The sequence below is a fragment of the Myxococcus xanthus genome, from assembly GCF_006402735.1.
In the GTDB taxonomy this organism is placed as follows: domain Bacteria; phylum Myxococcota; class Myxococcia; order Myxococcales; family Myxococcaceae; genus Myxococcus; species Myxococcus xanthus_A.
This window is the reverse complement of sequence record NZ_CP017174.1, coordinates 6,118,048-6,132,821: the sequence shown is the minus strand read 5'-3', so window position 1 is coordinate 6,132,821 and position 14,774 is coordinate 6,118,048. Positions and strand designations below refer to the sequence as shown.

Sequence of the window (14,774 nt, the reverse complement as noted above, 5' to 3'; positions counted from 1 at the left end):
TTACGGGAACGATGCGTTTCGTCTGCGACAGCTGCCGCGCGCAGTACATGATCAGCGACGACAAGATTGGCCCCAAGGGGGTCAAGGTTCGTTGCAAGAAGTGCGGCCACACCATCACCGTGCGTCCCGCTGGCGCGACGGCCGCGAAGGACTCCGCGTCTGAGTCTTCGACCTCCGAGGCTTCCGCCTCGACTGACGCGGGCAAGGGGAGTGACGCGTCCGCCGCCACGATGCCGGCGACGCTGGGCACGCCGCCCGAAGGCGGTCTCTTCACCGACGTGGAAGAGGACGAGATTGGCGCCGTCTTCGACCAGGTGCTGAGCTCCGGCACGCAGAAGATTCCCACCGAGGCCGCGAACGAAGCCGCCGCGCGCGAAGCGTCCGCGGAGAACGTGCGCAAGCTGGCCGAAGCGGAGGCCGAGCCGGACAAGGAAGAAGCCAAGGGCAACGCGGCGGCGCACGAGTGGTACGTGGCCATCGACGAGAAGCAGGTCGGCCCCTTCAACGTCGAGAAGGTCAAGGACCTGTGGGACCGCGGCGAGGTGGGCCCGGACAGCCTCTGCTGGCGCTCGGGCTTCAGTGATTGGATTCCGTTGTCGGAGACGGCGGAGCTGGCGTCAGTGCTGGCGCCGCGGCCCTCCAAGCCCGTCATCGTCGCGCCCGAGCCCGTGTCCGGCTCGACGCCCACGGTGTCCTCAGGCCCCGTGCAGTCCGCCTTCAGCGCGGGCAAGGGGGCGCGTGGTGATTCCGGACCCGCGGGCGCTTCCGAGGAAGCCGTGGGCTGGAAGCCGTCCGCGGCCAGCGTGCTGGCCTCGCTGGTGAAGGAAGAGAACGACGCGCTGTCGAAGCCGCCTCCGACGCCCGCGCCCGCCCTGGGCCGGGAGCCGGTGTCGCAGTCGCGACTGCTGGACGTGCCCATGCCGCCGCCGGAGCCGGTGTCCTCGCCGTCCCTGCGGGGCGCGGAAATGCCGATGGCGCAGCCCATGGCCGCGCCCATGCCGTATGGGCAGCAGCCCGTGCAGCAGTATCAGCAGCCGGCGCCCATGCCGTATGGGCATCAGCCCGGGCCGCAGTATGCGCAGCCCATGCCCGCACCGTACCCGCCGCAGCCGAGCTACCCGGTCGCCTATCCTCCGCAGGGTGGGGGCAAGGGCAAGACGGGGCTCTTCGCTGGCATTGCCGCGGGGCTGCTCCTGGTCGGTGGTGGCGCCGCGGCGCTCTTCCTGAAGGGCGGGTCTGGCGCGGACGCGGCACCGGCGAATCCCCCGGTCGTCGCGGCGGCGCCCGTGGCCACACCGACGCCGCCTCCCAGCATCCCTCCGGCGAACACAGCCCCCGTAGCGGCCGCCCAGCCGCCCGTGAATCCCGCGACGCCGCCTCCAACCCCTCCGACGGAGGTGGCTGCGGCGCCGGTGAATACGCCTCCGCCGGAGACGCCGCCCCCGGCCGTCGCGGCGGCGCCCGCGGCCACGCCGACGCCGCCTCCGGTTGAAACGCCGAAGCCCGCGGAGACGGCGGTGGCGAAGGCGGAGCGCCCCAACAATCGACGCACCTCGTCGTCGTCCTCTCGCAGGGAGGACCCAGAGCCGCGCGCGTCCGCGCCGGCGCGTACGGAGCGGCCCTCGTCGAACGATTCGGATGATGACTTCGACGAGCTCTTCGGCACGAAGAAGTCGGCCCCGGAGGCGAAGCCGTCCTCGGCGCGTCCGACGGCCTACGTCCCTCCCGAGCCGGGGGGCGGGGTTCCGGACCGGCTGCAGCAGTCGGACATCATGGCGGTGGTGCTGGCCAACAAGCCTGCCATCGTGAAATGCGTCAACGAGCAGAAGAAGAAGGACCCGTCGTTGAGCGGCAAGCTGGTGATGCGCTGGACCATCCAGACGAGTGGCAAGACGAGCGCGGTGTCGTGCCGCACGGATGAGTTCCGCACCACCTACATGGCGAGCTGCATCTCCGGGCTCATCAAGAGCTGGTCCTTCCCGCGTCACAAGCGGCAGGGCGAGCCCATCGACTTCCCGTTCACCTTCTGAAAGGTGGGGAGCGTCCACTGAGGCTATCGCGACATGAACGTCGCGATGGCCTCCGCTCCCGCTGTCTGCTTGCGCGAAGGGTGAATTTCGTGGCCGAGCAGCCGTCCAGGTGGCGTCGACACTCGTTGACACGTCCGGACGGGGGGGACTAAGCCTCACTTGCTCGCATGGTTGTTGGGGCCTGTAGTCAGTGGCCGGAGGCCCCCCGGGCGGCGTTCCAAACAAGAGGAAATCTCAACATGCAGCTTCGCAAGATGATGTTGGTGCTCACTGCGCTTGGCGCGATGAGCGGTCTCATGGCTGGTTGCGGTGACGACTCGACGTCCCCGGGCGCGTGCACCAGCAACGACGAGTGCGGAGAGTCGGAGATCTGTCACCCGACCGCCCAAGTCTGCGTGCAGACCTGTAACTCTGGTTCGGACTGCCCCTCCACGGCGAAGACCTGCGCCCCGCTGGGCGGCACGTCGACCACGAGCATCTGCCAGTGCTCCACGGACGTGCTCTGCAACGGTGGCACGGACTCCGAGTCCACGGGCCTGGTCTGCTCCGACCTGGACAACGTCTGCGTGACGGCCTGCACGTCCAACGCCGAGTGCACCGGCGACCGGACCTGCAACGTGAGCACCGGCCAGTGCGAAGAGGGTGACACCCAGCCCACGAGCTGCTCCGGCGAGGGCCGCTCCACTTGCGCCCACGGCCAGATCTGCTCCAGCGGCACCTGCTCCGCGCCGCCCGCGCCGACGTGCCAGAACTACAACGAGTTCCCGAACAAGGCGGACCTCGGCACCACGGGCCCGATCATCTACAAGGTCGATTTCGTGAGCGCCACGACGGAGGGCACGCCCGGGACGTTCTGCGCTTCAAGCAGCGCGCCGAAGCGCCTCCGCATCCGGGTTTCGGCCTACTCCGCCACGCCGTTCCCCCAGACCTCTGCCGAGCTCAGCGACTTCTTCTACATCCTGACGAACGGCGGCCGTCAGAACGCGCCGGTGAGCAGCTCGTCGGGCAACTACACCGTGAGCGGCACGAACCGTGACCAGGCTCAGATCACCGTGAGCCTCTGCGTCGCCGCTGACAGCCGGACCAACTCGTCTGGCTTCTACTTCAAGGACGGCAACTTCGCCTGCTTCCAGTCCAACTACTAGTCGGCGGTTGGCTGGATGTGGTGCATGGCCCCACCTGGGAATCGCCAGGTGGGGTCAGTCGTTGTGGGCGTGTGGTTCGGCGCCCAGAAGCAGCTTACTCCGGATGAATTTCACTGACGATTCGGGCGTCTAGGGTGGTGCGCGCACGGGCATCCCGGCGGCCTGAATAGGAGAGTCCATGCTGTCACTGAAAACGATTCGAACGTTGACCTTGGGGCTGACGCTTGCGGCTCCTGTTGCGATGGCGGGCGACAAAGCCGCGACGTCGGGTTGCCCCGCTGGTACGCATCAGGTGGGCTCGAAGGCCGAAGGCCTTTCCTGCATCAAATCGAATGACCCGCGGGGCGCGCAGATCGCTCACGGTGCGTATGTCGAGTACCATCCCAATGGCCAGAAGGCGGCTGAGGGCCAGTTCGCGGACGGACTGAAAGTCGGGACCTGGACCTTCTACGACGCGACTGGGAAGGTGCGTGGCACCGCGGACTTCAAGGATGGTGGATGGCACGGGAAGCGTGTCATGTACTTCCCCAATGGCAAGCCCCAACTCGTCGAGGAGTACAAGAACGGCCGGAAGCACGGTGTCGTGACGGAGATGGCGGATGACGGCCGTGTCGTCAGCCAGGTCCAGTACGACAACAACCGTGTGGTCTCCGCGCAGTAGTCGCTGAGCAACGGGTGGTTCGGAGGGCCCTTCCCTGCTGGGAAAGGGCCCTCACTCATTTCAAGGGCCTTCCACAGCCGGGTGGGCTCGACTAGGACTCTTGAGCGTGAAGCCGCCATCACTCACTCTGGCTTTTCCCGATATGCCCATCTGCAGGGTGGAGCAGATGGGGTTGCGTGAACTTGAGCGCATTCGGCTCATTTTGCGTGGAGGCTCGGTCATCGACTGGAGAAGGATGTATTTCCAGTCGCGCGGCGAGGTCGACAACTTCCTTCGCCTGCTCCAACTGGACGTCTCGCGGCCGTACGACGAAGCGTGGGCGCGATGCGTCCTGGCGGAGGCGGTTGAGTACCTCCGCAAGACCTTCAACTACCGGGTTGCCAATGCGGTCGCCCAGCCAGAAGAGATTCACGACCTCTTCCTCTACGCCGCAGGCGCGAAGGGTTCACCCCGTCATCGCAGGATTGCCTGCGTCGTGCTGAAGGTGATGCACGTGATTCAGCACATCGAAGGCCGGGATTTGCTCTTCCGCCTTGCGATCTCAGAGGTTGAACTCGCAGAGGTGGTGACCGCGAAGGTCCTGGCCGTTGCCACGGAGATGCAGTCCAAGGGCTTGCCGGTGGTTGAGTTTGCTCACTCAATCAAGACGCAGGACTCCCTGGTCACCAAGCTGCTGGCGAAGAAGGAAACCGTTGCGGCTCAAGTGTACGACCGGACCCGTTTCCGCGTCGTAACTCGGAAGCGCGAAGACTTACTACCGGTTCTCTACTACCTCACCCAGCGCCTCTTCCCTTTTCATCTGGTGGTGCCGGGGCAGACGGAGAACACGCTGATGCCGTTCAAGTCCGTGCTCGCAGAGAACCCACACTTCGAGCAATTCGCCCCACAGCTCCAACTGGATCGCGATTTCGAAGACCGGGAGGGCAATGGTGGCAATACCTTCTCGGGGAACACATACCGCGCGCTCAATTTCGTCGTAGATATGCCCGTGCGGATGGATGCGTATCTCCCTGCTCCCGAGTCGGATGAACGGCAGCGGAAGGGGCGGATCATCATTGCCCTGGTTGAGTTTCAGATCGTTGATGAGGAGACGGCCAGGCTCAATGAGCAAGGAGACAACGCTCACGAAGCCTATAAGCGACGTCAGAAGAAGCGGGTGCTCAAGCGGCTGAGCCAGGGGCTTGTCGTCCCCAAACGCCAGACTTGAGTTGTCCCATCCCGAGCTTGCGACGAGCGTGCGGCCAGGAGGGAAGATCAGGTCCTGACCGCACGACGAAGACGGGGCTTAATGGTTATAGCGGTAGACGTAGATGTCAGCCCCACTCCCTGCTCCTTCTTGCCACGCGACGGTAGGGTGATTCATCGCGTCCAGGGCGAGAGATGGCTTGAGTGAAGGTGTGGTCGGGGTCGCGTTGGCGCTCAGTGGAGGCGAGAGCAAATCCCAAGTGTCATCCTGAAGGCGCGCAATATGGATGACGCGCTCCGAGTTGACGATTCCGCTCCACGCCAGGACGGCTTGATGGTTGGTGCCAAGGGCCAATGACGGGCTGTCATTAGAGCTTGAGGTTGCAGTGACAGGGACTGGGGTTCGCCAGGCGGTGCCGGTCCATTGGGAGAAGTAGAGTTCTTTTTCCTGGGTTGCGTTGTCAGTCGTATTCCAGGCGACAATCGGGTTGCCCGCCTGGTCCGTCACGATGGCCGATGTGCTGGCCACATGGTTGGGCAAGGCTGGGACGAGGCCGCTGCCGAGCGCAGTTTGATGATTCATGAGTACGGCGACCCCCCGACGCTCAAGGCTATCCAGGTAGGTGTTGTAGGAGACGAAGACATTCTCGCCGTGAACGGAGATTGCCGGCTGGGATGGGTTGAAGTGGTCCCAAGGAAGGGTTGTGTTGGTGTACGTCCATTCCACTGCGTCTTTCGCCAGGGTGAGCCCAAGCAGTCGGTTGCTGGAGTCAACGAGATAGAGGAACAGTGCACCATTCGGAGTAGTGGCAAGCTTGGGCGTTCTTGCGGTGATTTCGAAGCCATCAAATCGCGGGAGCGCAGGAAGATCTTCCCAGGTGCTCGATGTCCAGCGCTTCAGGAAAGGCCGCCGTCTGTCTTCGGTTCCCGTTGCTTCGTCCCAGGCAACCACAACCCGTCCCGCTGCATCGATGTGCAGGTCCGGATTCTCGGCATCGGTGCCCAGGCCCGCCAGACCACTCAGGCCGCTACCCAGGTGTTGCCAGGTAGTGCCGTCCCAGCGAGCGACGTGGATGTTCTTGGAGGTGCCGTCGGACTCTGACCACGCGACAGTGGGGCGGTCATCGGCGTCCATTTTGAGCACGGCATTCTCCGAGGGTGTTGCACCCGCATGTGCACTGAGTGCGCTGCCTACGGGCAGCCAGACGGGGACGGTGAACACCCATTCGCTGGCGGAATGCAGGACATTGCCTGCCAGGTCCAGGATGGGGTGTGTGCTGGTTCCAAGCTTCACCAAAACCGTGCTGGGGACGGGCAGGGGGGCGGTCGGCGTAATCGTCAGCCGCGTTCCGTCGGAAGAAAGGCTGACGATTGCCCCAAGTCGCGTGTTGCCATGGGCAAGCACCTCGACGTTGTCCTGAGAGATGCTCGAGAAGCGCACGGGCTCGCTGAATGTCGCCTCCAGGGATGCACGTGCGCTGACCTGGGAGTCGCTCGACGCTGGGGCGCGGGTCGCGACGACAGGAGGCGTACGATCCACAACCACCGTCCTTTCCAGGCTCGTGAAGGTTGTGCCACCGCGGATGGCACGTGCTGTGAGTTGGTACTCACCCTCAGGCGCGCTCTGGGTGTTCCAAGTATGGGTGTACGGTGGCGCTGTAATCCGAGCCAGAAGCTCTGTGTCGCGGCGGAACTCGACGGCCTCGGCTGCGCCCCCCTCAATCGTTGCTTCGAGCTGCAGCGCTCCGTTGGTGTAGGCGTCTGAGTCCCCTGGTACGGGCGCGGTCCATCGCACGATCAGGTCTCCGGCTCGGGCAACGGCGAGCTTGAGCGGAGCTGTCCGGAATTCGTTTCCCGACGTCGCACGGACCGTGAGTGTCGTATCTCCGGCCGCCGTATTGGCGGAGACCTGGACCGTCAATGTCGCGGTGGACTCTCCGGAAGGAATCGTCGTGGGCTGGGCCGTGACGCCGGACTGCGGTTGCTCCAACGCCACCGACACACTGTCCAAGAAGCTCTCTGCCCGGACGATGGACACCTGGATGGCTCGGCTGCCTCCCTGGATCACGGAGTCTTCACTGGGGCTGAGGCTCAGTGTGAACTTCGTCGAGGGTTGTGTTCCCCCATCTGGTGTCGGGTCGGGCTCGACCTCTGGGACGTTGATGCACGCTGTGGACAGGGTGAGAGCGGTAAACAGCAAGGCACAGGGGAGTCGGGACATGAGTCGGATGCTTGGCAAATAGCGTTCCAGTCTCGGACGCATACCACGCCTGATGGGCAGCCCGTCCCCGCCGCTGGATTCTGGTCCAGGAGGGAGGATGGTCTCTGAAAACACGAACGCCCGCCCTCCCAGCACGGATGCGGGGAGGCGGGCGTGGGCACCGGGGCCGTGAGTGGCCTACTTCTTCTTCCGGTTCTTCTTCTTGTTTTCCTTCTCCCGCTTGCGGCGCTCCTTGATGGCGTCGCGGTCCTCGCTCTTGCCGGTGGCGGAGGGCGGCGCGTAGCCCATCAACCGGGCCTTGGCCATGGCGGCCTGGCCCATGGGCGGCGTGTAGCCGGGCGCAATCTGCGGCAGTTGCATGGGCATGCCCATGCCGGGCATTCCGCCGCTCATCATCTTCTCCATCATCTTCGGGTCACCGCCGAACATGCTGGAGAGGTCCATGTTCTTCATCTGCGACAACTGACCCAACTGCTTGAAGCCGGGGATGCGGCCCAGCAGGCCCGGATTCTGGCCGATGGTGCCCATGACCTGCTGCATCATCCCGAACTTCTGGAGCAGCTCCTTGACCTCTTCAACCTTGCGGCCGCTGCCCTTGGCGATGCGGTTGACGCGGCTGTTGTTGATGGTGTCCGGCCGCAGGCGCTCCTTCGCCGTCATCGAGTCGTACATCGACTCAATCTTCGTGAGCTCCTTCTCGTCCGGATTGAGGTGCTCGGTGAGGTCGCCGAAGAGGGGGAACTTCTCCAGCAGGTCCTTGAGCGGTCCCATCTTCCGGACCATGCGGATCTGCTCGACGAAGTCCTTCATCGTGAACTGGCCGGAGAGGAGCTTCTTGGCATCCTCCTCGGCCTTCTTCTCGTCGACGACCTTCTCGAAGTCCTTCATCAGGCCGACGATGTCGCCGAACCCGAGGATGCGGCCCGCGAGGCCGGCCGGGCGGAACTCCTCCAACTTGTCCATGGACTCGCCCATGCCGAGGAACTTGATGGGCTTGCCCGTGACTTCCTTGATGGACAGCGCGGCGCCGCCGCGGGCGTCACCGTCCAGCTTGGTGAGGATGAAGCCGTCCAGCGTCAGCCGCCGGTCGAACTCCGCCGCCGTGCGCACGGCGTCCTGACCAATCATCGCGTCGCACACCAGCAGGATGTTGTCCGGCTGGACGTTGCCCTTGATGGACTCCAGTTCGGCCATCAGGGACTCGTCGATGGCGAGCCGGCCGGCGGTGTCGATGAGCACCACGTCGCACTTCTGCTCGCGCGCGGCGGCGTAGCCCCGCTTGGCGAGCTCGGGCGGCTGGATACCGGGCTCGTGGTAGACGGGGACCTTGAGCCGCTCACCCAGGACCTTGAGTTGGTCCACGGCGGCGGGGCGGTAGATGTCGGCGGCGACGAGCAGGGGCTTGCGCCCTTCCTGGAGGAGCCGGCTGGCGAGCTTTCCGGTCGTGGTCGTCTTACCGGAGCCCTGGAGGCCCACCATCATGATGCCGGACAGCTGGCCCTTGGGCTTCAGCTTCAAGCTGGTGTCGACGGGCCCCATGAGGCCCTCCAGCTCGTCGTGGCAGATCTTGATGAAGTGGTCCATCGGGCTGACCTTGCGCTTCTGGCCACCCGTGTCGGTGATGGTCGTCTGCACCAGCTCGCCCACGGACTTCTCGCGGACGCGGGCGACAAACTTCTTCACGACGTCGAAGGCGACGTCGGCCTCGAGCAGGGAGACGCGGATGTCGCGCAGCGACTCGTCGACCAGCTCCGGGGTGAGCTCGCTCTTGCCGGCGAGGCGGTTCTTGGCGGCGCGGAAGCCCTTGGTTACGGTCTCGAGCATGGGGGGCGCTTTATAACAGGGTCAGGCGGGATGCGACGGTGGAGCACATCCCGGCCGTCGAACTGTGAAGAGAAGGGGCCCGGAACCGGCTTCCCAGGCGGCGAATCCGACCCAGGGCCCTGGATTCTTCAACGCTCTTGAGGGGTTGGCGCATCCCCGAGCCCCCTGGCGCGGGCCCAGGGGCGCCGTAGGACGCGAGGCGGGCGCCCAGGCCTGCCTGGAGCCCCAGCGGAAAAGGAAGAGAGCTGGGGGCTGCACGAGGCCTTTGCCGGAGGTAGGACAGGCCCTGTAGGGGGCTGCCCGCAGCAGGGCACGAGTGGCGGAACTGGCAGACGCAGCGGACTTAAAAACAGCCCGCAAGATGGTGCTTCCTAGAGGGAAACTGGCGTGTTGGAATGGAGCCTTTCCAACTTAGTTCCAACTCGCCAGTGAGAACCAACGGGGGCCACATCATGGCAAGTCGAGTCGCTCGGAAGTGGGATGGCGGATACATCCGCACGGATAGTAGGGGCCGGGACACCTACTACATCCTGCGCCGCATCAACGGCCGTCTGTACGAGGTCAGCACTCGTTGCCACACGAGCCGAGCCGCTCACGAGCAACTCAGGCGCTTCGAGGCGGACCCCAGCAACTACCGGCCGGGTGGGGAGGCTTCCGAGGATGGTGTTCTCTCCATCACCGCTGAGCTTGCCGAAGCGTTCCTGCGCTGGTCCCGCGACGAGAAGAAGAACACGCCGAAGTGGGTGCGAGATCAGCAGCGCTCGCTTGCGTGGTGGGCCGCTCATTTGGGATCGGCGGACCTGCGAAAGCTGAAGACTGCGCGGCTCGTCAGCGAGTTGGACAAGGCCGACGCGGGACGGAAACAGCACATCGCCACGCTCAAGGCGTTCTGTGGGTGGCTGATCAAGGTTCGCCACGTCCTGCAAAAGCAGGAGGACCCGAGTTCAGGTCTGTCCGTGCCGCAAGCTCGTCCCGAGCAGTGGACGACGCCCAAAGCGGTTACGCGAGAGCGGTTCCTCGCCGTCCGCGAGCATCTGACTGGGCTATGGCGCGACGCGCTCGACGTGCTGGCGGGCACCGGCTGGCACTTCAATGAACTGAGTCGATTCGCTGTTAGCGGCGCTGTCGAGCGGCATCCGATGACGGGTGGGAACGTGCTCGCGTGCCCCCAAACGAAGGCTGGCGAACCGCTGCGCACAGAGGTTAGCGACGTTGTCGCGGATGCTGCTCGCAGGATTCTGGAGCAGCGGGAACTCGACTACTTCGCTTTCCATCGGAGTCTTGAGCACGCGAGCACTGCCGCTGGTCTCAGTGAGCCCCTCCGACCTGGGCACATGCGGCATTCCGTCGCGACCTGGGCGATCAATGCCGGGGCGCATCCTGCCGCAGTTGCCGCGTTTCTGAATCACAAGAGCGAACGCACGACAAAGCGCTTCTATGCAACGCACGCAGTGCCAGCGAAGGTTCCAACGTTGTTCTAGTCGAGCTTGAGGGCGCGAATTGCGGCGCTTGCGTCCTGCGTCCGTCGAGCCCGGTTGGCGCGCACGCTGGAACTATTGCGAGGGATAGGGACGGGTTCGGTCCCCTCCCTCGCGAGTCGTTCGACCTCCTCTCTGGGGAGCTTGAGCCGTCCGAGTACAAGCACAGGCCGCAGATGGCCTGCCTTGAGCAACTCGTCGAGCGTGCGTCCCCGGCTAATCCCAAGCAATCTGGCAGCCTGTCGCTTCGACAGAAGAAGTGGGGGCACGGATGCATTTCGTCCGAGAAGGGTGGAGTATTCGGACATGGCTACCTCGGGAAGGCTTTCCGGGGCGCGAGTCGGCCGACGACGTGAAGGCCAACGCCGATGGCGTCCCAAACGTTGTGGTGCTTGTCCTGGGCGCGCGGGAGCTGCACCCGCAGGTGTTCATGGGGTCGCTCGCCGAGGCGCGCTTTGATGCGCTCGACCATGACGTCACCGTCGAGCGTGCCCTTCCACTCGCGCGGCAGGAAGCTGCGCTCACTCGTCGCGCTGAGTCCACCAGCAACCCGGCCGACGACACCCGCGAGTTCAATCAGGTCGTTCGGGTCGCCCTTGCTCTTCCCGGCCGTGTAGACCTGGGGGCACTCGCTCGCGACGGTGACGGTAACAGCCACGCCAGCGGCCCTGAACGGCTCCAGGAACGACGAAACGAACACGGCGACCGCTCCTGCCATGCGCGACCATGCCGCAAGCCCACGGGCTTTCCGTTCGGCATTCGTGGGCATTCCCGCCGCGAGCAGCTCGCCCGAGTCCAGGTCGAAGAGCGCGATGCCGCACTCTCGAAGCCCGGGGTCGAGCGCCACCAGTAGATTCCGAGTCGTCGGCATCAGCGGGCCGCCACCAGGAGGAGAGGGGAGGCCGCTTCACCTACCAGCGCGGACATCAGGCGCAGTTCGTGGAAGTCGGCGACGTCGAAGGCGACCGCGTCGTCGAGGTCTCCGTCGAGATACGGGCAGAGAGCGGGCGGGAGCTGTTCGAGCGCGTCGGTTGTCTTGGCCATGCGTTGCACCTGTTAGGGAGTGCGTTTGCTCCCTAAATGGGTGCGGATTTCGGCCGTGGTTCAGGCAGCGCGCTTTATGGGGGGCTCCCAGATGAGCAGTTGCCCGGAGCTGTCGCGCACGGTGGCGACGTCCTTCGACATGATGCGAGACAGCGCGGGCTCGGCTTCGATTGCCGGTGCCAGGTCGGGAGTTGTCTCCTTCATCGCCTCGCGCATCAGGTATGCCTTGCGCTCGGCTGCGTCGTGCATCCGCTGGGCGTCATCGGCGAGCAGCTCGCTAATCAACTCGTCATGCACCATGAGGACGAGTCGCGAGCCGTAGAGCGGCGAGCGACGGTCGACGTACATCTCGCGACTGACGCGCCACATGGCGAGCTTGCACCCGACAGCGCCGAGCCCCTGGAATGGCGTGTTGAGAATCTGCGTGTAGCCGCACCCGCCGCGCAGGATGTTGGCCCCCGGAATCATCACGTCGGCGAACCCGCCCCCGTAGGTGCTCGCCTTCGCCCGCTGCTGTAGCTCGCGCTGCTCAGGCCACGCGTTGAGCCACTTCGTGTCCAGTTCCTTGGCCACTTCGACGCAGGCGCGGCAGACCATCTTCGGCTTGCGCTGCACGGTGATGACGACGCGCTCGACACCGCAGTCGTCTGCGCGCTTCGCCAGCAGGCAGAAGGAAACCCGGTCCTTCGCGCGTGCGTTGTAGACGAGCGAGCCGCCCGTCATCCCGCCGCCCTTGCCGAAGTTGAGAATCTTCGCGAGCTGACGGAAGGCGACCGCGAGGGGCTCTTTCGCCTTCACCTTCGGAAGCAGCTCGTCGTAGCTCGCCCCGAGGAATTCGGCCGCGGCAAGGGTGTGGACGTCGAGCCCGCTGTTCAGCGCTTCGGCCATCTTCGAGAAGCCGAGTTCCCAGATGGCCCGCTGAGCCATGGTGCGAAGCTCAAGCCCTCCGTAGTCGACCGCGCAGTAGGCGAAGCCAGGACGGGCCTCGTGGACCTCCCGGATGCCGCCCTTCTGCGGAAGCTGCTGGTAGTCGCTCGAAACGCGAGTGGTGCTGACGAGCACGTTGAAGCGCGGATTGATGGGGAGCGAGGTGCCCGCTTCGACGACGTCCAGGTAAGTCGACTTGTACTTGTCGACGCGCCCGCTCTTGCCCAAGTCTTCGAGCAGCGCGTCGCCCGAACCGAGCAGCGTGTCACGGTCGGTCGCGACCTGGCCGTCGGGGAATCGGTCGCTGGGCGCGGTAATGGGCGGCTGTCCGTCATAGGCGGCAGTCACGAGCGCGGCGAGGCGCTTCGAGTCTTTGGTGCCATCGGCCCGGTAGATGCCCGCCGCCTGAAACTTGGCGCGGTTCTCTCCCCACTCCCGTTCCACCCGCTCCCGCAGCACGGCGACCGAGTCACCGTTCGTTCGAAGTCCCCAGATGGAAGCGAGGTGGAGCGCGAAGGCGGCGCGCATCTGCTCGGCTTCGGCATGCAGGTTGCCGCCGTTGGGTGTCTCCCGGGCAATGGCTTCCTGCCGGAAGAAGACGTCGAGCGTGTAGCGGGCGTCTCGCTTCGGGTACGCAGCGGCTTCCGTCGGCCAGCGCTCGACAGGCACGCCGTCGAGTTCCCCGTAGCGCAGGCGCCATGCCTTCGGGTTCTTTTTGTCCTCGCTGATGTCGAGGCCCAGGTAGCGCTGCACGAGAAGCGCGAGCGGGTAGCGGGCTCCTTCGTCGTCGTCGAGCTTCCGGCCTGTCGACGGGTCCACGCCGTAGAGCCCCCTCGCGATGTCGATGAGGGCTTCGCGGACCTGGACGCAATGCAGGCGGCCGGCTTCGAGCGCCGCGAAGATGGGCGCGACGAGTCTCGGGTCGTCGGCCGCCATGACGCCCAGGTCATAAGCGAGGTTCGCGCCGACGATGTTGGTGTCAGGCGCGGCGATGGCCTCGCGGAAGAACTGCCGGGCTTGGGCCTTGTCCAGAAGCCGTTCGCTGCCTGGAGCTGCCGCCGCGATGCTGCCGCACACGAGAGGGGGCGCGAGCAAGCCGGGCTGAATCATCCACGTTTCCGTGTCGAACGACCAGACATTCATGAAGGCTGCCTTTGGGAGTGGGAAAGCGGCCCGTGTCGTGGGCCAGCCGCCGACGGAAGCGCGCCGTCAGTCGCCGCCCGGTGTCAGGCGAGGGCGTCGGTGAGCGCGGGGAGCTTGCTCGCCTTGCGCGAGTGCTCAGCCTGGGTGAGTTGCTCGTCGTTCAGCTCGACGTGCGACCAGCGATAGCCGCTGATGACCTTCCCGGCGTGGCCCTCCTTCGCAGGGAGCTGCTTCGGGAAGACCTCGCAGCGAATCAGGAGGTGCGTCCCCGCCTGCCGCTCGTCGAAGAACTTCTTCAGGGCGGCCGGGTTGGCGAACTCGTACTCGTCGGCGCCCACGAGCGTCATCAGGAAGGACTTGAAGCGTCCGCCGCCGCCCTTCTTCTGGTCGCTCAGGTTCTCGACGTAGTCGACCGTCTCGCCCGGTCGGCTCGGAGTCTCGCCACCCGCGAGGGGCTCGGACTCGCGAACCTTCAGCTCGGCGATTGCCGAGTCTCCCTTGAAGCCCTCCTTCGTGCGGATGACCTCGACTTCGAGCAGGTAGCGACCGAAGCGCGGGTAGCGTCCGCCAGCCGCAGCCTGCGCGGTGGCAATCTTCGTCAGTGCGTTGTTCATGGTTACGTGGGCCCTTCGGCTTGGGTTACGTCAGCGATGAAGTGCGCTGACCCCACGTAAATGCGTGCGGATTTTGGAAGTGGCTCACGGCTGGGCGAGGCTCATCCGAAGTCCGGAGTGCGCAGTCGCGCAAAGCCTTTGGAGCTTTCACCTGGGGAAGGCCCTTCAAATCTGCCCCTCGGAGTCGGCTTAAGATTGAGTCAAGGTATGAGTGGGCGACGCGGCTGGACCGGGGTGTCGCTGTGTGTTGACGCGGCCCGTTCCGACGTCGCCACCAATACTTCAGTGATGCCCGACAGACCCTTGAAACCGTCCTTGGTGCGGATGGACTGGACCTCCCAGGCGGTAGCAGCCCGCCTTGAGGTGTTGCGCGCCGACGGTGGCCTTGGGTCTGGCGATTCGTGCGAGTGTGACGCTGCTTACGTCCTGTGCTCCCCTTCGAGGTGGCGGGCCGTCGAAAGGACGTTCTCGCCTGTCTTTATGGGAACGCTTTCTGAGAGTG

At 65.1% G+C, this 14,774-nt stretch carries 11 protein-coding genes; 5 read left to right on the top strand and 6 right to left on the bottom strand.

Going from position 1 to position 14,774, the window contains the following annotated elements:
• Window positions 1-11 precede the first annotated feature (11 nt).
• The 4 genes from gltJ to BHS09_RS24925 all read left to right on the top strand — a co-directional run bounded on the left by gltJ (window position 12) and on the right by BHS09_RS24925 (window position 5,043).
• On the top strand, window positions 12-2,030 hold the full coding sequence (gltJ, locus tag BHS09_RS24940) for an adventurous gliding motility protein GltJ (RefSeq protein WP_140799330.1): 2,019 nt from the start codon (window positions 12-14) through the stop codon (window positions 2,028-2,030).
• A 239-nt stretch (window positions 2,031-2,269) separates the two neighbouring features.
• A complete protein-coding gene (locus tag BHS09_RS24935) occupies window positions 2,270-3,175 on the top strand; it encodes a hypothetical protein (protein WP_237077400.1) in 906 nt (301 codons plus the stop codon).
• 178 nt (window positions 3,176-3,353) lie between these two features.
• The gene (locus tag BHS09_RS24930; protein ID WP_140799329.1) at window positions 3,354-3,836 is read left to right on the top strand and encodes a toxin-antitoxin system YwqK family antitoxin; all 483 of its coding nucleotides are present in this window, start codon (window positions 3,354-3,356) and stop codon (window positions 3,834-3,836) included.
• Window positions 3,837-3,873: 37 nt separating this feature from the next.
• Window positions 3,874-5,043 carry a TIGR04552 family protein gene (locus BHS09_RS24925; protein ID WP_140793868.1) on the top strand — a complete coding sequence of 390 codons (1,170 nt, stop codon included), beginning with the start codon at window positions 3,874-3,876 and terminating at the stop codon, window positions 5,041-5,043.
• A gap of 78 nt (window positions 5,044-5,121) precedes the next feature.
• On the opposite strand, the gene BHS09_RS24920 is transcribed toward BHS09_RS24925, so the two are convergent.
• Entirely contained in the window at window positions 5,122-7,242 is a 2,121-nt protein-coding gene (locus tag BHS09_RS24920; RefSeq protein WP_161605171.1) for an Ig-like domain-containing protein, read from the bottom strand.
• Window positions 7,243-7,419: 177 nt separating this feature from the next.
• The gene (gene ffh, locus BHS09_RS24915; RefSeq protein ID WP_140799327.1) at window positions 7,420-9,066 is read right to left on the bottom strand and encodes a signal recognition particle protein; all 1,647 of its coding nucleotides are present in this window, start codon (window positions 9,064-9,066) and stop codon (window positions 7,420-7,422) included.
• 452 nt (window positions 9,067-9,518) lie between these two features.
• Here ffh and BHS09_RS24910 point away from each other — a divergent pair, with 452 nt between their 5' ends.
• A complete protein-coding gene (locus BHS09_RS24910; protein ID WP_161605170.1) occupies window positions 9,519-10,547 on the top strand; it encodes a tyrosine-type recombinase/integrase in 1,029 nt (342 codons plus the stop codon).
• A 307-nt stretch (window positions 10,548-10,854) separates the two neighbouring features.
• Here the strand turns inward: BHS09_RS24910 and BHS09_RS24905 are convergent, their stop codons facing one another.
• The 4 genes from BHS09_RS24905 to BHS09_RS24890 all read right to left on the bottom strand — a co-directional run bounded on the left by BHS09_RS24905 (window position 10,855) and on the right by BHS09_RS24890 (window position 14,272).
• Window positions 10,855-11,391 carry a hypothetical protein gene (locus BHS09_RS24905; RefSeq protein ID WP_237079808.1) on the bottom strand — a complete coding sequence of 179 codons (537 nt, stop codon included), beginning with the start codon at window positions 11,389-11,391 and terminating at the stop codon, window positions 10,855-10,857.
• A 23-nt stretch (window positions 11,392-11,414) separates the two neighbouring features.
• On the bottom strand, window positions 11,415-11,588 hold the full coding sequence (locus BHS09_RS24900) for a hypothetical protein (RefSeq protein WP_174260585.1): 174 nt from the start codon (window positions 11,586-11,588) through the stop codon (window positions 11,415-11,417).
• Between the two features lie 60 nt (window positions 11,589-11,648).
• On the bottom strand, window positions 11,649-13,658 hold the full coding sequence (locus BHS09_RS24895; protein ID WP_140799323.1) for a bifunctional 3'-5' exonuclease/DNA polymerase family protein: 2,010 nt from the start codon (window positions 13,656-13,658) through the stop codon (window positions 11,649-11,651).
• A gap of 83 nt (window positions 13,659-13,741) precedes the next feature.
• Window positions 13,742-14,272, bottom strand: coding sequence for a hypothetical protein (locus tag BHS09_RS24890; RefSeq protein ID WP_140799322.1), 531 nt, complete (start codon window positions 14,270-14,272; stop codon window positions 13,742-13,744).
• Window positions 14,273-14,774: the final 502 nt, after the last annotated feature.

Bases quoted from the DNA above. Each gene is read 5' to 3' on its own strand.
- gltJ (WP_140799330.1), top strand. From the start codon at position 12: ATGCGTTTCGTCTGCGACAGCTGCCGCGCGCAGTACATGATCAGCGAC.
- BHS09_RS24935 (WP_237077400.1), top strand. From the start codon at position 2,270: ATGCAGCTTCGCAAGATGATGTTGGTGCTCACTGCGCTTGGCGCGATG.
- BHS09_RS24930 (WP_140799329.1), top strand. From the start codon at position 3,354: ATGCTGTCACTGAAAACGATTCGAACGTTGACCTTGGGGCTGACGCTT.
- BHS09_RS24920 (WP_161605171.1), bottom strand. From the start codon at position 7,242: ATGTCCCGACTCCCCTGTGCCTTGCTGTTTACCGCTCTCACCCTGTCC.
- ffh (WP_140799327.1), bottom strand. From the start codon at position 9,066: ATGCTCGAGACCGTAACCAAGGGCTTCCGCGCCGCCAAGAACCGCCTC.
- BHS09_RS24910 (WP_161605170.1), top strand. From the start codon at position 9,519: ATGGCAAGTCGAGTCGCTCGGAAGTGGGATGGCGGATACATCCGCACG.
- BHS09_RS24900 (WP_174260585.1), bottom strand. From the start codon at position 11,588: ATGGCCAAGACAACCGACGCGCTCGAACAGCTCCCGCCCGCTCTCTGC.
- BHS09_RS24895 (WP_140799323.1), bottom strand. From the start codon at position 13,658: ATGAATGTCTGGTCGTTCGACACGGAAACGTGGATGATTCAGCCCGGC.
- BHS09_RS24890 (WP_140799322.1), bottom strand. From the start codon at position 14,272: ATGAACAACGCACTGACGAAGATTGCCACCGCGCAGGCTGCGGCTGGC.